The organism is Nocardioides sp. JQ2195 (assembly GCF_012272695.1).
Classification (GTDB): Bacteria; Actinomycetota; Actinomycetes; order Propionibacteriales; family Nocardioidaceae; genus Nocardioides.
The window spans coordinates 3487237-3503576 of sequence record NZ_CP050902.1; the positions used below are offsets into that span (position 1 = coordinate 3487237).

15 protein-coding genes are annotated in these 16340 nt (G+C 69.8%); 6 read left to right on the plus strand and 9 right to left on the minus strand.

What is annotated here, in order from left to right; all coding sequences use genetic code 11:
• Window positions 1–190: 190 nt before the first annotated feature.
• A complete protein-coding gene (locus ncot_RS16565; protein ID WP_168618592.1) occupies window positions 191–961 on the minus strand; it encodes a hypothetical protein in 771 nt (256 codons plus the stop codon).
• A gap of 90 nt (window positions 962–1051) precedes the next feature.
• Window positions 1052–2224 (minus strand): saccharopine dehydrogenase NADP-binding domain-containing protein, encoded by a 1173-nt coding sequence (locus tag ncot_RS16570; protein ID WP_168618593.1) that lies wholly within the window; start codon window positions 2222–2224, stop codon window positions 1052–1054.
• Window positions 2225–2380: 156 nt separating this feature from the next.
• On the opposite strand from ncot_RS16570, the gene ncot_RS16575 reads away from it, so the two are divergent.
• Both ncot_RS16575 and ncot_RS16580 read left to right on the plus strand, forming a co-directional pair.
• Window positions 2381–2650 (plus strand): DUF2277 domain-containing protein, encoded by a 270-nt coding sequence (locus ncot_RS16575; protein ID WP_168618594.1) that lies wholly within the window; start codon window positions 2381–2383, stop codon window positions 2648–2650.
• Window positions 2647–3516 carry a Sir2 family NAD-dependent protein deacetylase gene (locus ncot_RS16580; RefSeq protein WP_168618595.1) on the plus strand — a complete coding sequence of 290 codons (870 nt, stop codon included), beginning with the start codon at window positions 2647–2649 and terminating at the stop codon, window positions 3514–3516. Before ncot_RS16575 ends, ncot_RS16580 begins: the two co-directional genes overlap by 4 nt.
• Here ncot_RS16580 and ncot_RS16585 read toward each other — a convergent pair.
• Complete coding sequence (locus ncot_RS16585) at window positions 3503–4189, minus strand: metal-dependent transcriptional regulator (protein WP_168618596.1); 687 nt, start codon at window positions 4187–4189, stop codon at window positions 3503–3505. The genes ncot_RS16580 and ncot_RS16585 overlap by 14 nt on opposite strands.
• A 126-nt stretch (window positions 4190–4315) precedes the next feature.
• On the opposite strand from ncot_RS16585, the gene ncot_RS16590 reads away from it, so the two are divergent.
• Together ncot_RS16590 and ncot_RS16595 are read left to right on the plus strand one after the other, a co-directional pair.
• A complete protein-coding gene (locus ncot_RS16590) occupies window positions 4316–5104 on the plus strand; it encodes a hypothetical protein (protein ID WP_168618597.1) in 789 nt (262 codons plus the stop codon).
• 10 nt (window positions 5105–5114) lie between these two features.
• Window positions 5115–6689 carry an alpha-amylase family glycosyl hydrolase gene (locus ncot_RS16595; RefSeq protein WP_168618598.1) on the plus strand — a complete coding sequence of 525 codons (1575 nt, stop codon included), beginning with the start codon at window positions 5115–5117 and terminating at the stop codon, window positions 6687–6689.
• 345 nt (window positions 6690–7034) lie between these two features.
• Here ncot_RS16595 and ncot_RS16600 read toward each other — a convergent pair whose 3' ends face one another.
• Genes ncot_RS16600 through ncot_RS16610 form a run of 3 tightly spaced genes read right to left on the minus strand, consistent with a single transcriptional unit; the run spans window position 7035 to window position 11370 of the window.
• Window positions 7035–9032 carry an ABC transporter ATP-binding protein gene (locus ncot_RS16600; protein WP_168618599.1) on the minus strand — a complete coding sequence of 666 codons (1998 nt, stop codon included), beginning with the start codon at window positions 9030–9032 and terminating at the stop codon, window positions 7035–7037.
• On the minus strand, window positions 9029–10759 hold the full coding sequence (locus ncot_RS16605) for an ABC transporter ATP-binding protein (protein WP_168618600.1): 1731 nt from the start codon (window positions 10757–10759) through the stop codon (window positions 9029–9031). Before ncot_RS16605 ends, ncot_RS16600 begins: the two co-directional genes overlap by 4 nt.
• A complete protein-coding gene (locus ncot_RS16610) occupies window positions 10759–11370 on the minus strand; it encodes a TetR/AcrR family transcriptional regulator (protein WP_168618601.1) in 612 nt (203 codons plus the stop codon). The genes ncot_RS16605 and ncot_RS16610 overlap by 1 nt, the downstream gene beginning before the upstream one ends.
• Before the next feature lie 81 nt (window positions 11371–11451).
• Between ncot_RS16610 and ncot_RS16615 the strand changes: the two genes are divergently transcribed.
• Window positions 11452–12609: a hypothetical protein gene (locus ncot_RS16615; RefSeq protein ID WP_168618602.1), complete on the plus strand. Its 1158-nt coding sequence runs from the start codon at window positions 11452–11454 to the stop codon at window positions 12607–12609.
• A 10-nt stretch (window positions 12610–12619) separates the two neighbouring features.
• Here ncot_RS16615 and pdxH read toward each other — a convergent pair whose 3' ends face one another.
• Window positions 12620–13255: a pyridoxamine 5'-phosphate oxidase gene (pdxH, locus tag ncot_RS16620; RefSeq protein ID WP_168618603.1), complete on the minus strand. Its 636-nt coding sequence runs from the start codon at window positions 13253–13255 to the stop codon at window positions 12620–12622.
• Between the two features lie 85 nt (window positions 13256–13340).
• On the opposite strand from pdxH, the gene ncot_RS16625 reads away from it, so the two are divergent.
• On the plus strand, window positions 13341–14444 hold the full coding sequence (locus tag ncot_RS16625) for a citrate synthase 2 (protein ID WP_168618604.1): 1104 nt from the start codon (window positions 13341–13343) through the stop codon (window positions 14442–14444).
• A 15-nt stretch (window positions 14445–14459) separates the two neighbouring features.
• Here the strand turns inward: ncot_RS16625 and ncot_RS16630 are convergent, their stop codons facing one another.
• Window positions 14460–15116: a response regulator transcription factor gene (locus ncot_RS16630; protein ID WP_168618605.1), complete on the minus strand. Its 657-nt coding sequence runs from the start codon at window positions 15114–15116 to the stop codon at window positions 14460–14462.
• Window positions 15113–16243: a histidine kinase gene (locus tag ncot_RS16635; RefSeq protein WP_168618606.1), complete on the minus strand. Its 1131-nt coding sequence runs from the start codon at window positions 16241–16243 to the stop codon at window positions 15113–15115. The genes ncot_RS16630 and ncot_RS16635 overlap by 4 nt, the downstream gene beginning before the upstream one ends.
• Between the last annotated feature and the right edge of the window lie 97 nt (window positions 16244–16340).

The window sequence follows — 16340 nt, forward strand, 5'->3', positions numbered from 1 at the left end:
AGAGATGTGGCGCCCGTCACGTCGGGGCAATGCCTAGCGTTGACCACGGGCGGTATTGAGCGGCGTGCCGTATCAATCGACCGCGTCGAGGTCCTGGTCGAGCCACCCGGCGCTCTCCCCACCACGCAGGAAGTCCCGGCACCGAGGACTCGGTGCCGGGACTTCTTGCGTGGTCAGCCGCGAGGGCGGATCACTCGATCGTGGTCTTGACCTCGACGTCGACGCCCTTGTCGTGCAGGAGGTCGCCCTTGGCGTCGACCGGCGTCACGCTGATGTCGAAGGTGATCGGCGAGTTCTTCTGGTAGGCGAAGTTCTCACCCTGGGAGTAGCTCTGGTCGGTGCCGAGCGTGTAGACGCCGGCCTCGTTGTAGCCACCCGGCGCCAGCTCGTCCGGGTTGACGCCCTGGGGCTCGAAGAGGCTGTCGTCGGTGTCGCCGTCCATGCCCTGCATCCACTTCCAGTCGTCGTAGCGCGGGGAGATGGAGACCAGGCTGGAGCCGAGGTCGATGGGGGCGCCCGTGTTCGTGATCACGTAGTTCACGATGACGAGCTCGTCGCCCTTCTTGAGGATCGGCTTGTTCGTGTCGGGGTCGACGAACATGCCGTCGTCGGTCGCCTTCGCCGTGCCGACCTGGTAGATCTCGACGCTGATGTCGCCGGCCTCGGCCGTGGTCAGGAGCTTGCCGGGCGTGGTCACGGGCAGGGCCCACTCGGGCTGCGCACCGGTGGGGGCGGTCTCCTCGGCGGGCTCCTCGGTGGGCTCCTCGGTCTCGAGCGCCTCCTCCTCGACCGTGGCGGCCACCGACGGGTCACTGTCAGCCGTGGCACCCTCGTCGGTCGTCTGGCTGGACTCGTTCGACGAGTCGTCCTTGTCGTCCGACCCGCAGGCGCTCAGCCCCAGGATCGGGATCAGAACGGCGGCGACGGCGGTGGTCCCGAGGCGAATTCGGCGGTGGCGCATGAGGGTCCTCTCAAGGTCTGTGGCTCTGGAGAAGACCCTGTCCCCCGCCTGTCAGCCCGAAACATCGAGATGCTGTGGTGGCGGTCACCGTCACGCGTCGATGACGTCGAAGCCCATGCCTGCCTTGCGCAACCGCTCGAGCAGCAGGTCCCCCATCGCGACTGCGGGAGTCACCTGGCCCGCGGTCTCGGGAGTGGAGTCGAAGGCCAGGCACAGCGCCGACTCAGCCAGCATCTTCGAGGTCTCGGTGTAGCCGGGGTCGCCCCCGGAGACGCGCGTGTGCACGGTCTTCCCGCCCGCCTCGGCGACGAAGTCGACGGTGAACCACGACGCACGGCGTCGGGACTCCGACGGGCCCTCCCCCTGCTTCACCTTGCCCTTGAGGAAGTTGCGCACCGGGCCGACCTGGGCGGCCGCCGCGAGGGCGGTCACCCCGGCCGCACCGCCGGCGGCGTACCGGAGCGTCTTGGTGCCGGCGAAGTGGGAGTAGCGGAACCTCGGGCCGTACGCCGCCAACGCAGCGCCGCTGCGCTGGACCACCTGCGGGTCGATCGTCGGCAGAGGCAGCAACCAGTAGCCCAGGAGCTTGTCCCGGTGGGGCTTCCCGGCCACCGCCCGGCTCGATCGTCCTTCGGGCCGGTCCTCCTTGCGGCGACGCTCGGCGAACGCCGCCTTCATCTGACGAGCCCGCTCCATGGCGCCGAGCGCGGAGTGGAACGTGCCACCGGAGAACGTGGCGTTGCTGCGCACCACGCCGCGCATCGTGATCGGCTGGTCGGCGGGCAGCTGGTGCACCGTGAAGAAGGCGCCGAGGTCGTGCGGGATCGAGTCGAACCCGCACGAGTGCACCAGGCGGGCACCGGAGGCCACCGCGGTGCGGTGGTGGGCCAACCACATCCGATCGACGAACTCGGGCTCGCCGGTGAGGTCCACGTAGTCGGTGCCGGCCTCCGCGCACGCAGCCACGATCGGCTCACCGTGCTGCACGTAGGGCCCGACGGTGCTGATCACCACGCGAGTGCGGGCGGCGACGTCGGCCAGCGCCGGGACATCGGTCGCATCCACCACGATGAGGTCCATCGCCTCGAGCCGGGGGTCGATGCCCGCGAGCCGTTCGCGCACCGCCTCGAGCTTGACGCGGTTGCGCCCGGCCAGGGCCCAGCGCAGTCGGGCCGGCGCGTGCCGGGCGAGGTATTCGGCGGTCAGGCCGCCGGTGAAGCCGGTGGCGCCGAAGAGGACGATGTCGTGGTCGCGGTCTGCCATGCGGACACTGTGCCACTTCGCACGACACGGTCACGGATCGGGACGGTCACGGGTCGGGACCGCCACGGATCGGGACCGTCACGGATCGGGACGTGGACGTCGGAAGAACCGTTCGGGACGACACCGGCGTCCCGAACGCGGCGTACCGTTGCTGGCATGTGCCGCAACATCAGACCGCTGAACAACTTCGAGCCGCCCGCGACCTCCGACGAGGTCACCGCCGCCGCGCTGCAGTACGTCCGCAAGGTCAGTGGCACGACCAAGCCGTCGCAGGCCAACAAGGCCGCGTTCGACGAGGCCGTGCACGAGATCGCCCACATCACCGCGCACCTGCTGGACAACCTGGTCACCAACGCTCCGCCGAAGGACCGTGACGAAGAGGCGGCGAAGCGCAAGGCCCGCGCGGAGCTCAGGTACGCCCGTTGAGCATCGCCCCCCGGCTCGACGGACGCGCCCTCGTCGTGCTCACCGGAGCCGGGCTGTCGACCGACTCCGGGATCCCGGACTACCGCGGACCGGATGCCCCGGCGCGGATGCCGATGACCTTCGGGGAGTTCCTCTCCGGGCCGTCGGCACGGCAGCGCTACTGGGCCCGCAGCCACGTGGGCTGGGGCCGGATGAAGCAGGCCGAGCCCAATGCCGGGCACCGCGCACTGGCCGCGCTCGAGGCCCGGGGCCGGGTCCGCCTGCTGATCACCCAGAACGTCGACGGCCTGCACGAGGCCGCGGGCAGCAACGCCCTCGCCCTGCACGGCCGCATCTCGGAGGTGATCTGCCTGTCCTGCCGCACCGTCTCCTCTCGGCGCTCCCTGCAGGAACGGCTCGAGGAGCTCAACCCCGGGTACGCCGAGGCGCACCGCGCCGTGCTCACGCGACCCGACGGCGACGTCGACCTCGACGACACCGCCGGCTTCGTGGTGCCCGGGTGCACCGAGTGCGCGGGGCTGCTCAAGCCACACGTCGTGTTCTTCGGCGAGAACGTCCCCACCGATCGCGTGCAACGCAGCTATGACGCCGTGGAGTCCTGCGTCGACGACGGCGTGGAGGGCCGGGGCCGTGGGGACCGCGGTGGCGTCTTGCTGGTGGTCGGGTCGTCGCTGACCGTGATGTCCGGCCTGCGCTTCGTCAAGCGTGCCGCCAGGCTCGGGGTCCCCGTCGTGATCGTCAACCGGGGAGCCACCCGCGGCGACGCGTTGGCGACGTACAAGCTCGAGGCCGGGGCGAGTGAGTTCCTCAGCGAGCTGGCAGCGGGGCTGTCGCCGACCCTGGAGCCACCCGTCAGAGGCGCTTGACGAAGATGTGCTCGGCCGCCTCGGGGATGATCTCGGCGGTCTCGCCGCCCGAGCCGAGCAGCACGCCGTCGGCGGTCGCGGCGACCGCGACCGTCTTGTCGGGAACGGCACCGACCCGACGCAGCGCGCTCATCAGCTCTTCATCCTTCTGCATCTCCTCGGAGATGCGGCGGATGTGCACCCGGGACTCGGTCGGGGTGGCGACCGTCGAGAGCGGCTCGACGCCCTCCATGAAGTCTTCGCTGACCCGCGAGTCACCGAGCTCGTCGAGGCCGGGGATCGGGTTGCCGTAGGGCGACTCGGTCGGGTGGTCGAGCAGCTCGATCAGACGTCGCTCGACGGTCTCGGACATGACGTGCTCCCACCGGCACGCCTCGGCGTGCACCAGCTCCCAGTCGAGGCCGATGACGTCGGTGAGCAGGCGCTCGGCGAGCCGGTGCTTGCGCATCACCCGGGTGGCCAGGCCCAGCCCCTCCTCGGTGAGCTGGAGGTGGCGGTCCCCCTCGACGGTCAGCAGACCGTCGCGCTCCATCCGCGCCACGGTCTGGCTCACGGTCGGCCCGCTCTGGTGCAGCCGCTCGGCGATGCGCGCGCGCAACGGGACAATGCCCTCCTCCACGAGCTCATAGATCGTGCGGAGGTACATCTCGGTGGTGTCGATCAGGTCGCTCACGGTCCCCATTGTTGCCTACTCGTCACCAGGGCGGGACGCCCGGCTCTTCAGGGATGCTGCAGATCACGCTAGGTTCGAGGCTCTGCACCGACGACGGCGCCTGACCAGGCTGGAGAGAACCACCCCATGCACCACTTCCCCGCCCACGAGCTGACCATCCCGGGGCGCTTCTGCGGACCGGCGGCCTCCGGGAACGGCGGCTGGAGCGCCGGCGCCCTGGCCGGGCTCCTGGAGCACGACTGCCCGGAGAACCGTGCCGACAGCTGGCCCGCCATCGAGGTCACCCTGCGTCAGCCACCGCCGCTCGACTCACCGATGCAGGTGCACGACGACGGGGAGGCGACGGTGGCGTCGTTCGGCGGCCTGCCGGTGCTGTCCGCCCGCGTGCTGGACGAGGACACCCTCGTCGCCGTCGAGGGGGTCCCGGCCGAGGTCGCGCGCGACGCGGAGTCGTCGTACGCCGGCCTGCGCCAGCATCCCTTCCCGACCTGCTTCGCGTGCGGCACCGGTCGCGCGGAGGGAGACGGGCTGCGGATCTTCCCCGGCCCGGTCGAGCCGGTCGCCGGCTGCGACCGGGTGGCGGCCACCTGGACCCCGCACCCGAGCGTCCAGGAGGACTACCACGCCTATGTCGACGACCAGGGGCGCGCGTCCCTCGCCTCGACCTGGGCTGCGCTCGACTGCGTCGGCGCCTGGTCCAGCGACATCGAGGAGCGCCCGATGGTGCTGGGTCGGATGACCGCCGCGGTCGATGCGTTGCCGGTCATCGGCGAGGCCCACGTGGTGGTCGGCCAGACCTTGCGACGCGAGGGACGCAAGACCTTCACCGCCAGCAGCCTCTATGACTCCGACGACCGGGTGGTGGCCCGTGCCGAGCACACCTGGATCACGGTCGACCCGGCCGACTTCCGGTGACCCACCTCCGATGACCTGGTGGAAGCACGCGGTCTGCTACCAGGTCTACGTGCGCAGCTTCGCCGACGCTGACGGCGACGGGCTCGGTGACCTCGCGGGCATCACCCGGAGACTCGACCACCTCGCCGACCTCGGGATCGACGCCGTGTGGATCACCCCGTTCTACCCGTCCCCCCAGCATGACCACGGCTACGACGTGGCCGACTACCGCGACGTCGATCCGCGGTTCGGCTCGCTGGCCGACTTCGACGCACTGCTGGCCCGTGCCCACGACCTCGGCATCCGGGTGATCATCGATCTGGTCCCCAACCACACCTCGAGCGAGCATGCCTGGTTCCGGGCAGCCCTCGCGGCCGGGCCGGGCAGTCCGGAGCGGGCCCGTTACCTGTTCCGCGACTCCCCCACCGACGGGCCACCTAACAACTGGGAGTCCGTCTTCGGCGGTCCGGCGTGGACGCAGGTGCCCGACGGGCAGTGGTACCTCCACCTCTTCGACACCAGTCAGCCCGACCTCGACTGGCGCAACCCGGAGGTGCCGGCGATGTTCGCCGACGTGCTGCGCTTCTGGCTCGACCGTGGTGTCGACGGGTTCCGCGTCGACGTCACCCACGGCCTGTTCAAGGAGGAGTCGCTGCCCGACCAGCGCCTGACCGACGCGGAGCGGGCCGCGCTCGCCGGACAGGACCTGATCGGTCCCGCGCACGCCCAGCACGAACCGATGTGGGACCAGCCGGAGGTGCACGAGGTCTACCGGTCCTGGCGCACGATCCTCGACTCCTACGGCGGCGACCGGATGGCCGTGGGCGAGGCGTGGACCCGCGACGCCGCCTCCTTGGCCCGCTACATCAGGCCCGACGAGCTGAACCAGTCGTTCAACTTCCACTGGTTGAGCGCCCCGTGGTCGGCCACCGCCTTCGCCCAGGTGATCCGCTCGACCCTGGACGCGGTCACCCCCGTCGGCGCCTCACCCACGTGGGTGCTGAGCAACCACGACGTCGTCCGCCACCCGACCCGCTACGGCGGCGGGTCCCTGGGGCTGGCCCGTGGCCGGGCGGCGACGATGGCGATGCTGGCGCTGCCCGGGTCGTCCTACGTCTACCAGGGTGAGGAGCTGGGCCTCGAGGAGGTCGACGTCGCCCCGGAGCACTGGCAGGACCCCCAGGCCGGCGTCGAGGGGAAGGCCAGCCGGGACGGTTGCCGGGTGCCGCTGCCCTGGTCCGGCGCCGAGCCGCCCTACGGCTTCGGGCCCGGTACGTCGCAACCATGGTTGCCGCAGCCTGCCGGCTGGGGGCCGGTGGGCGTCGCGGCGCAGGAGGATGACGACGACTCGACACTGGCGTTCTACCGGCGCGCGTTGTCGGCCCGACGTGGGTTCGCGGAGACCGCCGGCGACGAGGTGGACCTCCTCGACCTGGGCGAAGACGTGCTCGCGTTCCGACGAGGTTCCGTCACCGTCGTGGTGAACTGCGGCACCGGTCCGGTGCCGCTGCCGGGCGGGCGGATCCTGCTCGCCAGCGGGCCGGTCAGCGACGTGCTCCCCTCCGACACAGCCGTGTGGCTGGCCGGTCCACCGCCCGGCGAATAACCCCTTGTGGCCGGCCGCACCGCGTCGTACCTTTGCAGGACACGTGAAAGGAGGTGGTCCAGCAGATGCATTCGCAAGGGACTCGTGAGGTGGCTGCCCGCTAGCAGCTCCACTGCCACGGGACTACCCAGCAGCTGTTGCAGCCGCCGGCGAATCCACGGCAGTCACCCGGCCCGCAGGTGCTCCGGACATCAGTCCACCGGAGACGACTGAATCCCAGTCACACCTGCGGGTCGACCCATTTCCGGCCATTTCTGGACGTGTCGGCCCGGTGGTCGAGCACCCCGGAGCGTCCCGGGTCATCGCAGCAGCGGCCCCGGGGCACGCGGTGGGAGCCCGGGTTGCTCACGCCACCGGGGCAGCGAACTGGGAGCGGTGGAGCGCCGCATACGCACCGTCGGCATCCAGCAGCTCCTGGTGGGTGCCCTGCTCGACGATCGCGCCGTCCTCCATCACGAGGATCAGGTCGGCGTCGCGGATCGTCGAGAGCCGGTGCGCGATGACGAACGAGGTGCGGTCGCTGCGCAGGGCACTCATCGCCTGCTGCAGCAACAGCTCGGTGCGGGTGTCGACGGAGCTGGTCGCCTCGTCGAGGATCAACAGGGCCGGGTCGGAGACGAAGGCCCGGGCAATGGTGATCAGCTGCCGTTCACCCGCGCTGATGTTGCCGCCGTCCTCGTCGATCACGGTGTCATAGCCGTCCGGCAACGAGTGCACGAACCGGTCGACGAAGGTCGCCCTGGCCGCCTCGAGGATCTCGTCGTCGGTGGCATCAGGCCGCCCGTAGGCGATGTTGTCGCGGATGGTGCCCTCGAAGAGCCAGGCATCCTGGAGCACCATGCCGATCTGGTCGCGCAGCGCTGCCCGCGGCATCTCGGAGATGTCCACCCCGTCGAGGGTGATCCGACCGCCGTCGAGCTCGTAGAACCGCATCACGAGGTTCACCAACGTGGTCTTCCCGGCACCCGTCGGTCCGACGATGGCGACGGTCTGCCCGGGACTGGCGACCAGGGACAGGTCCTCGATCAACGGCTGGTCGACCTCGTAGCTGAAGGAGACGTCGTCGAAGACGACCTCGCCGTGCCGCTCCCCCACCGGTGCGGGGGCCGCCGTGCCGTCCGCGCGCTGCTGGTCGGCGTCGAGCAGCTCGAACACCCGCTCCGCACTGGCCACGCCCGACTGCAGCAGGTTCATCATCGAGGCCACCGCGGTCAGTGGCTGGGTGAACTGGCGCGTGTACATGATGAACGCCTGCACCTCACCGAGGCTGAGCGATCCGTTGGCCACGCGCAGACCACCGACGACGGCGATGACGACGTAGTTGAGGTTCCCGATGAACATCATCACCGGCATGATCAGGCCGCTGATGAACTGGGCCCGGAACGACGCGTCGTAGAGCTTGTCGTTCTCGTCGGCGAAGATGCGCTCGACCTCGTCCTGGCGGCCGAACACCTTGACCAGCGAGTGGCCCGAGAAGGTCTCCTCGATGTGGGAGTTGAGCTTGCCGGTACGTCGCCACTGGGCGATGAACTGGGTCTGCGAGCGCTTCATGATCTGGGCCGTGGTGAACATCGAGATCGGCACGCTGACCAGGGCGATCAGCGCCAGCACGGGCGAGATCCAGAACATCATCGAGAGCACCGCCACCACCGTCAGCAAGGAGGTGAGCAGCTGGCTCATCGTCTGCTGGAGGGTCTGGCTGATGTTGTCGATGTCGTTGGTCACCCGGGAGAGCAGCTCGCCGCGAGGCTGGGTGTCGAAGTATTCCAACGGGAGTGCGTTGACCTTCGTCTCGACGTCGGCGCGCATGTCACGCACCGTGCCCTGGACGACGTCGTTGAGCAGGAAGCCCTGGACGAACGAGAGCAGCGACGACCCGGCGTACAACGCCAGCACGATCAGCAGCACGGACGCAACGGCGCTGAAGTCGACGCCGACCCCGGGCACGAAGTCCATCGCCGACAGCATGTCGGCCAGCCGGTCGTCGCCGGAGGCCCGGACCTGGTCGATGACCTGGTCCTTGGTCGACCCGGCCGGGAACTTGTTGCCGAACAGGCCCTCGAAGATCAGGTCCGTGGCGTGGCCGAGGATCCGCGGGCCGAGCGCCGTCAGGACCACGCTCCCGAGGGCGAGCACCAGCACCGCGATCGCCTTGGTGCGGTAGGGCCGCATCCGGCGGATCAACCGCTTGGCCGAAGGGCCGAAGCTCATCGCCTTCTGCCCGACCATGCCTCCTGGCCCGCGGCCGGGGCCGCCAGCGGTGACGACCCGCTCGGTCTCCTTGAGCTTGGCGCCGCCCTTGGGGCCGCCCGACGCGTCGGAGGAGCTCGTGGTGTCGCTCATGCTGCCTCCTCCGCGGTGAGCTGGGACTCGACGATCTCCTGATAGGTGGCGCAGTCGGCGAGCAGCTCGTCGTGGGTTCCTCGCCCGACCACCACGCCGTCCTCGAGCACGAGGATCAGGTCGGCCCCACGAATGGTGGAGACCCGTTGCGCCACGATCAGCACCGTCGCGTCGGCGGTGACCGGCCCCAGCGCAGCCCTCACCCGGGCGTCCGTGGACAGGTCCAGCGCCGAGAACGAGTCGTCGAAGAGATAGATCCGGGGTTGTCTGACCACGGCGCGGGCGATCGCGAGTCGCTGCCTCTGGCCACCGGAGAAGTTCGTGCCGCCCTGCACCACCGGCGCCTCCAGCCCCTCCGGAACGGCCTCGACGAAGTCCTTCACCTGGGCGATCTCGAGGGCTCGCCACAGGTCCTCGTCGCTGGCGTCGGGCCGGCCGTGGCGCAGGTTGTCAGCGATCGTGCCACTGAACAGGAACGCCTGCTGCGGGACCAGTCCGATCCGGGCCCACATCGAGTCGGCGTCCAGCCGGCGTACGTCGACACCGTCGATGCGGACTTCGCCGGCGGTCGCGTCGAAGAGCCGGGGCACGAGGTTGACCAGCGTGGTCTTCCCGGCACCGGTGGACCCGATCACCGCGACCGTCTGTCCCGGTCGGGCACTGAACGAGATGTCACGCAGCACCGGCTGCTCGGCACCGGGATAGGTGAACTCGACGTGGTCGAGCTCGAGCACTCCTCGGGCCTCGGTGACGAGGCCGTCCTCGGCCAGGACCACGCTGCTGTCGGTGTCGAGCACCTCGGCGATGCGGTCGGCGCACACGGCGGAGCGGGGCACCATCATCAGCATGAACATGCCCATCATCACCGACATCATGATCTGCATCAGATAGCTCAGGAAGGCGGTCAACGAGCCGACCTCCATGTTGCCGTCGTCCACGCGGTGGCCGCCGAACCAGAGCACCGCGACACTGGCCACGTTGACCACCAGCATCACCATCGGGAACATGGTGGCCATCCACCGACCGGCTCGGATCGACACGTCGGTCAGGTCCTGGTTGGCCTTGGCGAAGCGCTGGGTCTCCTCCTTCTCACGGACGAAGGCGCGGACCACGCGGATGCCGGTGATCTGCTCGCGCAGCACCCGGTTGACGCCGTCGATGCGCTCCTGGACCAGCCGGAAGCTGGGCACCATCCGGGAGACGACCAGGCCGACCACGACGAAGAGCACGGGGATCATCACCGCGAGCAGCCAGGAGAGGCCGAGGTCCTCCCGCATCGCCATCAGGATGCCGCCGACCATCATGATCGGGACCATCACTGCCATCGTGCAGGTCATCAGCGCCAGCATCTGCACCTGTTGCACGTCGTTGGTGTTGCGCGTGATCAGCGACGGGGCACCGAAGTGGGTGACCTCACGGCCGGAGAAGCTGCCGACCTTGGCGAAGACGGCCGCCCGCAGGTCCCGTCCGAAGGACATCGCCGTGCGTGCCGAGAACCAGACCGCGATGATCGAGCAGGCGATCTGCAGCAGCGAGACCGCAAGCATGATGCCGCCGGTGCGAAGGATGTAGTCGATGTCGCCCTGGGCCACGCCGTCATCGATGATGTCGGCGTTCAGGCTGGGCAGGTAGAGCATCGCCACGGTGCTGACGAACTGCAGGGCGACGATGATCGCGATCCACCGCTTGTACGGCGCCAGGTGGGTGCGCAGGATCCTGAGCAGCATCAGGCGTCCTCCTCGGGGAGCATCACGCCGCCGACGATGATGTCGGCGACCTGGTCGGAGGTGAGGTCGGCCCCGAGGTCCATGCCGGCCGAGCCGAAGACGAGCGAGCGGAGCACCACGGCGGCGGTGGCGGGCGGGACGCGCAGCTGGTCGGCGTACGGCTCGAAGAGGCCGGACAGCATCTCCAGCAGCTGGCGGTTGGCCCGGACCATGAACTCCGGAGGGCCGGGCGGGCCCTCGTGGCGGTGGTCGTGGCCCTGCTTCATCATGTAGCTGCGGACGGCGAACATCACCCGCATCATCCGGTGCAGCTGCAGGGTGAGGGTCTCGGCGGCCCTGCGGACCCGCTCGTGCAGGTCGTCGTCGGACGCGAGCATCGCCTCGAACTCCTCACGGCCGTGCTCGGGGTTGATCGCCTCCTCCGCGACGGCCCACATCAGCTCGGTCTTGTCTGCGAAGACCCGGAAGATCGTCCCCTCCGCGACACCAGCCGCCTCGGCGATCAGCCGGGTGCTCAGGTCGCCTCCGTGCTCGATGACGAGGGGCACGACGGCATCGAGGATCGCCCGACGGCGATCGTCGGGGGACATGGGGCGGGCGCGAGGAGTCACGCCGGCAAGAGTAAATGAGTGAGCGCTCACTCACAAGCCCTTCTGCGGGTGGCCACCTCGTTCCGTGCCAAACTGAGCCCCATGACGAGCACCACGGCCCGCCCTCGCGTGATCCTCCACGTGGGCATCCCCAAGACCGGCACCAGCGCCCTGCAGGTCGCCTTCGTCCGCGACCGTGAGCTGCTCGCCCAGCACGGCATCATCTACCCCAGCGACCCCGCCGTCCCGAGCATGGACGCCCGCGCGACGCGCGGCGGTGTGACCAGTGGGAACGCCTCGCTGCTGCGTGCCTTCCTGATGCCCGGGAAGACCCCTCGTGGGACCTCACCCGAGGAAGCACTCGCCACCGCCATGACGGTGATCCGCGACGCGGGTGACGGCAGCTCGTCGCTCCTGTTCTCCTCCGAGTTCCTGTGTCGTTCCGACCTGGGCCGCTTCGCGACCTTCGTCGCGGCGTGCGACGAGATCGGCTACGACGTGGAGGTCGTGGGCTACGTCCGCAACGTGGTGGGGCACGCCGTCTCCCAATACATCCAGCGCTTGAAGCGACACCGTTTCACCGGCAGCTTCGCCGACTTCGTCGAGCCCTCCGAGGGCGACACCTACAAGCCGCCGATGCGTTCCTGGATCGAGGGCATGGGCGCGGTGCTCGGTCCGTCGGCGGTGACGGTGGTCCACTACGACAGCCTCCGCAACGACCTGGTCCGGCACTTCTTCGACGAGTACCTCAAGGTGCCGGCCGAGAACCTGGCGCCGGCCCTCGAGCACACCGTCAACCGGTCACTGACCCCCGACGAAGTACGCCTCATGCGTGAGATCAACAAGCGGTTGAAGACCGCCGGCGCCAGTCGTCAGGTCAGCGACGTGGTGATCAGCGCGAACCCCTCGGTCCCCGAGCGCCCCTACCTCACCCGCGCCGACCGCGACCGCGTGGTCGAGCTCTTCACCGACGAGGTCGACTGGATCAACGCCAACGGGATCCTCGGGGGCAAGCTCGAGCTCGACTCCCCCAGCATCACGATCCTCGACGAGGACCCCGACGACACCGCGATCACGCCGAGCGAGCGGACCCTGGTGGACGTGATCGCCACCCAGGCGAACCGTGCGGTGAGCCTGCAGGCGAAGGCCAAGCAGAGTGCCCGCAAGGCGAAGCGAGCTGCCGCCCGGAAGACACCCGCCGCTGCTGCGGCCCCCAAGGCCGCTCCGGAGCGCCGCCGCAGCCTCTTCCGGAGGAAGTGAACAGGCCGGATCAGGGCGCCAGTCGCTCCCGGAGCCAGCTCGTGCCGTCGGCTGCACGGCGGTAGCGCCAGCGGTCGTGCATGCGGTTGGCCCGCCCCTGCCAGAACTCGATGCGCTCGGGCACCACGACGTACCCGCCCCAGTGCTCGGGGGGCGGCACCTGCTCGGGTTGGTGCGCCGCCGCGTCGTCGTAGGCGCGTCGCATCTCGTCGGCGGTGACCACCTGTGACTGCGGCGAGGCCCACGCGCCGAGCTGCGCTCCGCGCGGGCGTGTGGCGAAGTACGCCGCCACCTCGTCGCGGTCGAGCAGCTGCGCGCTCCCCTCCACCCGGACCTGTCGTTGCAGCGGGTGCCACGGGAAGAGCAGGGCGCATCTCGGGTTGTCGTGCAGCTCAGATCCCTTGTGGGACTGGAGATTGGTGAAGAACGAGAAGCCACGTTCGTCAAGCGCCTTGAGCAGGACCATCCGTGCGGAGGGCTGGCCGTCGCTCGAGACCGTCGCCACGACCATGGCATTCGGCTCGGGGAGGACCCGCGCCTGCTCGAACCAGGCACGGAAGATCACGAACGGATCGTCCGACAGGTCACCCTCCGAGAGCCCCTCCTGGGCGTACTCCGCACGGAGCCTCGCGAAGTCGTCTGACATGGCCTCGACCCTAGCCCGGTGTGCACTCGGCCGAGGAGAGGGGCAGAATGCGTTTGTTTCAACGTCGAGCACAAGGAGTCTGTCCATGACCGAGGTTCACCACGGCCTTGAGGGCGTCATCGCATTCGAGTCCGAGATCGCCGAACCCGACAAGGAAGGCTCCTCGCTCCGCTATCGCGGCGTCGACATCGAGGACATCGTCGGCCGCGTCCCCTTCGAGAACGTCTGGGGCCTGCTGATCGACGGCGCCTACACCCCCGGCCTCCCGGCCGCCGAGCCCTACAACCTGCCGGTCCACACCGGCGACGTACGTGTCGACGTCCAGGCCGCCGTCGCGATGCTCGCGCCGGCCTTCGGCTTCGGCCAGACCTACGACATCTCCGACGAGCAGGCCCGTGAGGACCTCGCACGCGTGGCCGTCATGGTGCTGTCGTACGCCGCCCAGTCGGCCCGCGGCCTGCACCAGCCCGTCGTGCCGCAGAAGCTCGTCGACGAGGGCAGGACCCTGGCCGAGAAGTTCCTGATCCGCTGGAAGGGCGAGGCCGACCCCAAGCACGTCAAGGCGATCGACGCCTACTGGAGCTCGGCCGCCGAGCACGGCATGAACGCCTCCACCTTCACCGCCCGCGTGATCACCTCCACAGGTGCCGATGTGGCCGCCGCGTTCTCCGGCGCCATCGGAGCGATGAGCGGCCCCCTGCACGGTGGCGCACCCTCCCGCGTGCTCGGCATGATCGCCGACGTGGAGAAGTCCGGCGACGCCGAGGGCTACGTCAAGGACCTGCTCGACCGCGGCGAGCGGCTGATGGGCTTCGGCCACCGCGTCTACCGTGCCGAGGACCCGCGCGCCCGCGTGCTCCGTCGGACGGCCAAGGAGCTCGACGCGCCCCGCTACGCCGTCGCCGAGGCCCTCGAGAAGGCTGCCCTGGCCGAGCTCAAGGACCGTCGCCCCGACCGCGTGCTCGAGACCAACGTCGAGTTCTGGGCCGCGATCGTGCTCGACTTCGCCGAGGTGCCGGCCCCGATGTTCACGTCGATGTTCACCTGCGCCCGCACCGGTGGTTGGTCGGCGCACATCCTCGAGCAGAAGCGCACCGGTCGCCTGATCCGCCCGTCGGCGGTCTACACCGGGCCCGACACCCGCCCGGCCGACTCGGTCGAGGGCTGGAACTCCGACTGGGCCAAGTAGGTCTCACAGCCCCTGCTAGACAGGCGGCTCGAGGCCCGACTGGATCGCGAAGACGACCAGCTGGGCACGGTCACGCGCATGCAGCTTCACCATCGCCCGTGACACGTGGGTACGCACGGTGTCGGGGCTGACGACGAGGCGTACGGCGATCTCCTGGTTCGACATCCCGGTCGCCACCCACGCCACCATCTCGCGCTCACGCTCGGTGAGGTGCACCAGCTGCGGGTGCGGCGTACGACGCGGCGCGGCGTCGCCGAAGTGCTCGATGACACGCTTGGTCACCGACGGGGCGAGCAGGGAGCCGCCCTCGGCGACCACCCGGATCGCGTCGAGCAGGGCGGTCGGCTCGGCGTCCTTGAGCAGGAAGCCGGAGGCACCGTGACGGAGGGCCTCGAAGACGTATTCGTCGAGCTCGAAGGTGGTCAGAACGACCACGCGCACGGCGGCCAGGCCGGGGTCGGCGCCGACCTGGCGGAGCAGCTCGAGCCCGTCGGTGCCCGGCATCCGGATGTCGCAGAGCACCACGTCGGGTCGCTCGCGACGGATCGCCATCAGGCCGGCGGCGCCGTCCTCCGCCTCGCCGACCACCTCGAGATCGGCCTCACTGCCGATCAGCGTGCGCAGGCCGACTCGCACCAGGGCCTGGTCGTCAACAAGGACGACGCGGATCATCGGCCCACCGCCCCGGCTGGTGGGAACGTCGCGCGCACCCGGAAGCCGCGGTCGGTCGGACCGGCCTCCAGCATTCCGCCGAGGCCTCCCACCCGCTCGCGCATGCCCCGAAGACCCATGCCCTCATCGTGCACCACTCCCCCGCGCCCGTCATCGTCGATCGCCACGACGAACGCCCCGTGCCCGGAGGAGAGGGCCACCGTCACGGCGGTCGCGCCGGCATGGCGCAGCACGTTGGTCAGCGCCTCCTGGATGATCGCGTAGGCCGCCTCGCTGGTCGATGCGTCAACGTGGTCGCCGCTGCCGACGACCTCGACGTGCAGGCCACCGGCGCGCACTCGATCGAGCAGGAGGTCGAGCTCGTCCAGCCCACGCCGTGGCGTGCGTGGCGCGCTCTCCACTGCAGTGCCGGTGATCTGCGACAGCTCCGCGCGCAACGCGTCGAGGGCTTCCTTGCTGGTCGTGCGGATCGCCTCCAAGGCATCCCGGGCGGCCGCGGGATCGCGCTCGAGCACGTGCAGGGCGACACCCGACTGCATCGCGATCACGGCCAGGCCATGACCGACGCCGTCGTGCAGGTCCTGCGCCATCCGGAGCTGTTCCTCCGTGGCGGCCCGCCGCCGTTCGACGCGGTGGGCCTCCTCGCGCGTGCGGATCGCGGTGGCGATCGAGGCCGCCGCGGAGACCAGCGCACCCACTCCGACCGACTGCCAGATCCCGATGTCGAGCTCGTCCCACCGGACGCCACGGATCACCAGCCCCGCCCAGACCAGCACACCGGAGGCGAGCAGCAGCGGCCACCACTCACGGAACCGACGCCGCGAGGCCACCAGGAACGCTGCCACCACGATGGTGAAGAAGACCGGGCCGTTCTCACCGCCCACGGCGAAGTAGGCACCGACCGAGACCCCGTTGGCAACCACGCCCAACGGCCAACGGTCGATCGCGAAGAGCACGACCGCGGAGAGCACGGCGAGGACCACCGCCGCAGCCCCACCGACAAACGCGCGCGCGGGATGGAAGTCGCCGGCATCGCCGAGGTTCACCCCGACGGAGCCACCGGTGACGACCACCAGCACCGGGATCAGCCACCACCGGTGCGACAGCAGGGACAACGTCGAGTTCATACCCCCGACGCTAGGGCAGGCAGGAGCACTCGGCGTACGACGCGGCACGGTTGCGGCCTACGCAGTTCTGCGTAGCACGGGGCCGCGACTGGGCGGA

What these genes read in the sequence shown, in the direction of transcription:
- ncot_RS16565 (WP_168618592.1), bottom strand. Translation starts at nt 961, where the DNA reads ATGCGCCACCGCCGAATTCGCCTCGGGACCACCGCCGTCGCCGCCGTT.
- ncot_RS16630 (WP_168618605.1), bottom strand. Translation starts at nt 15,116, where the DNA reads ATGATCCGCGTCGTCCTTGTTGACGACCAGGCCCTGGTGCGAGTCGGC.
- ncot_RS16615 (WP_168618602.1), top strand. Translation starts at nt 11,452, where the DNA reads ATGACGAGCACCACGGCCCGCCCTCGCGTGATCCTCCACGTGGGCATC.
- ncot_RS16625 (WP_168618604.1), top strand. Translation starts at nt 13,341, where the DNA reads ATGACCGAGGTTCACCACGGCCTTGAGGGCGTCATCGCATTCGAGTCC.
- ncot_RS16605 (WP_168618600.1), bottom strand. Translation starts at nt 10,759, where the DNA reads ATGCTGCTCAGGATCCTGCGCACCCACCTGGCGCCGTACAAGCGGTGG.
- ncot_RS16595 (WP_168618598.1), top strand. Translation starts at nt 5,115, where the DNA reads ATGACCTGGTGGAAGCACGCGGTCTGCTACCAGGTCTACGTGCGCAGC.
- ncot_RS16600 (WP_168618599.1), bottom strand. Translation starts at nt 9,032, where the DNA reads ATGAGCGACACCACGAGCTCCTCCGACGCGTCGGGCGGCCCCAAGGGC.
- ncot_RS16570 (WP_168618593.1), bottom strand. Translation starts at nt 2,224, where the DNA reads ATGGCAGACCGCGACCACGACATCGTCCTCTTCGGCGCCACCGGCTTC.
- ncot_RS16575 (WP_168618594.1), top strand. Translation starts at nt 2,381, where the DNA reads ATGTGCCGCAACATCAGACCGCTGAACAACTTCGAGCCGCCCGCGACC.
- pdxH (WP_168618603.1), bottom strand. Translation starts at nt 13,255, where the DNA reads ATGTCAGACGACTTCGCGAGGCTCCGTGCGGAGTACGCCCAGGAGGGG.
- ncot_RS16635 (WP_168618606.1), bottom strand. Translation starts at nt 16,243, where the DNA reads ATGAACTCGACGTTGTCCCTGCTGTCGCACCGGTGGTGGCTGATCCCG.
- ncot_RS16590 (WP_168618597.1), top strand. Translation starts at nt 4,316, where the DNA reads ATGCACCACTTCCCCGCCCACGAGCTGACCATCCCGGGGCGCTTCTGC.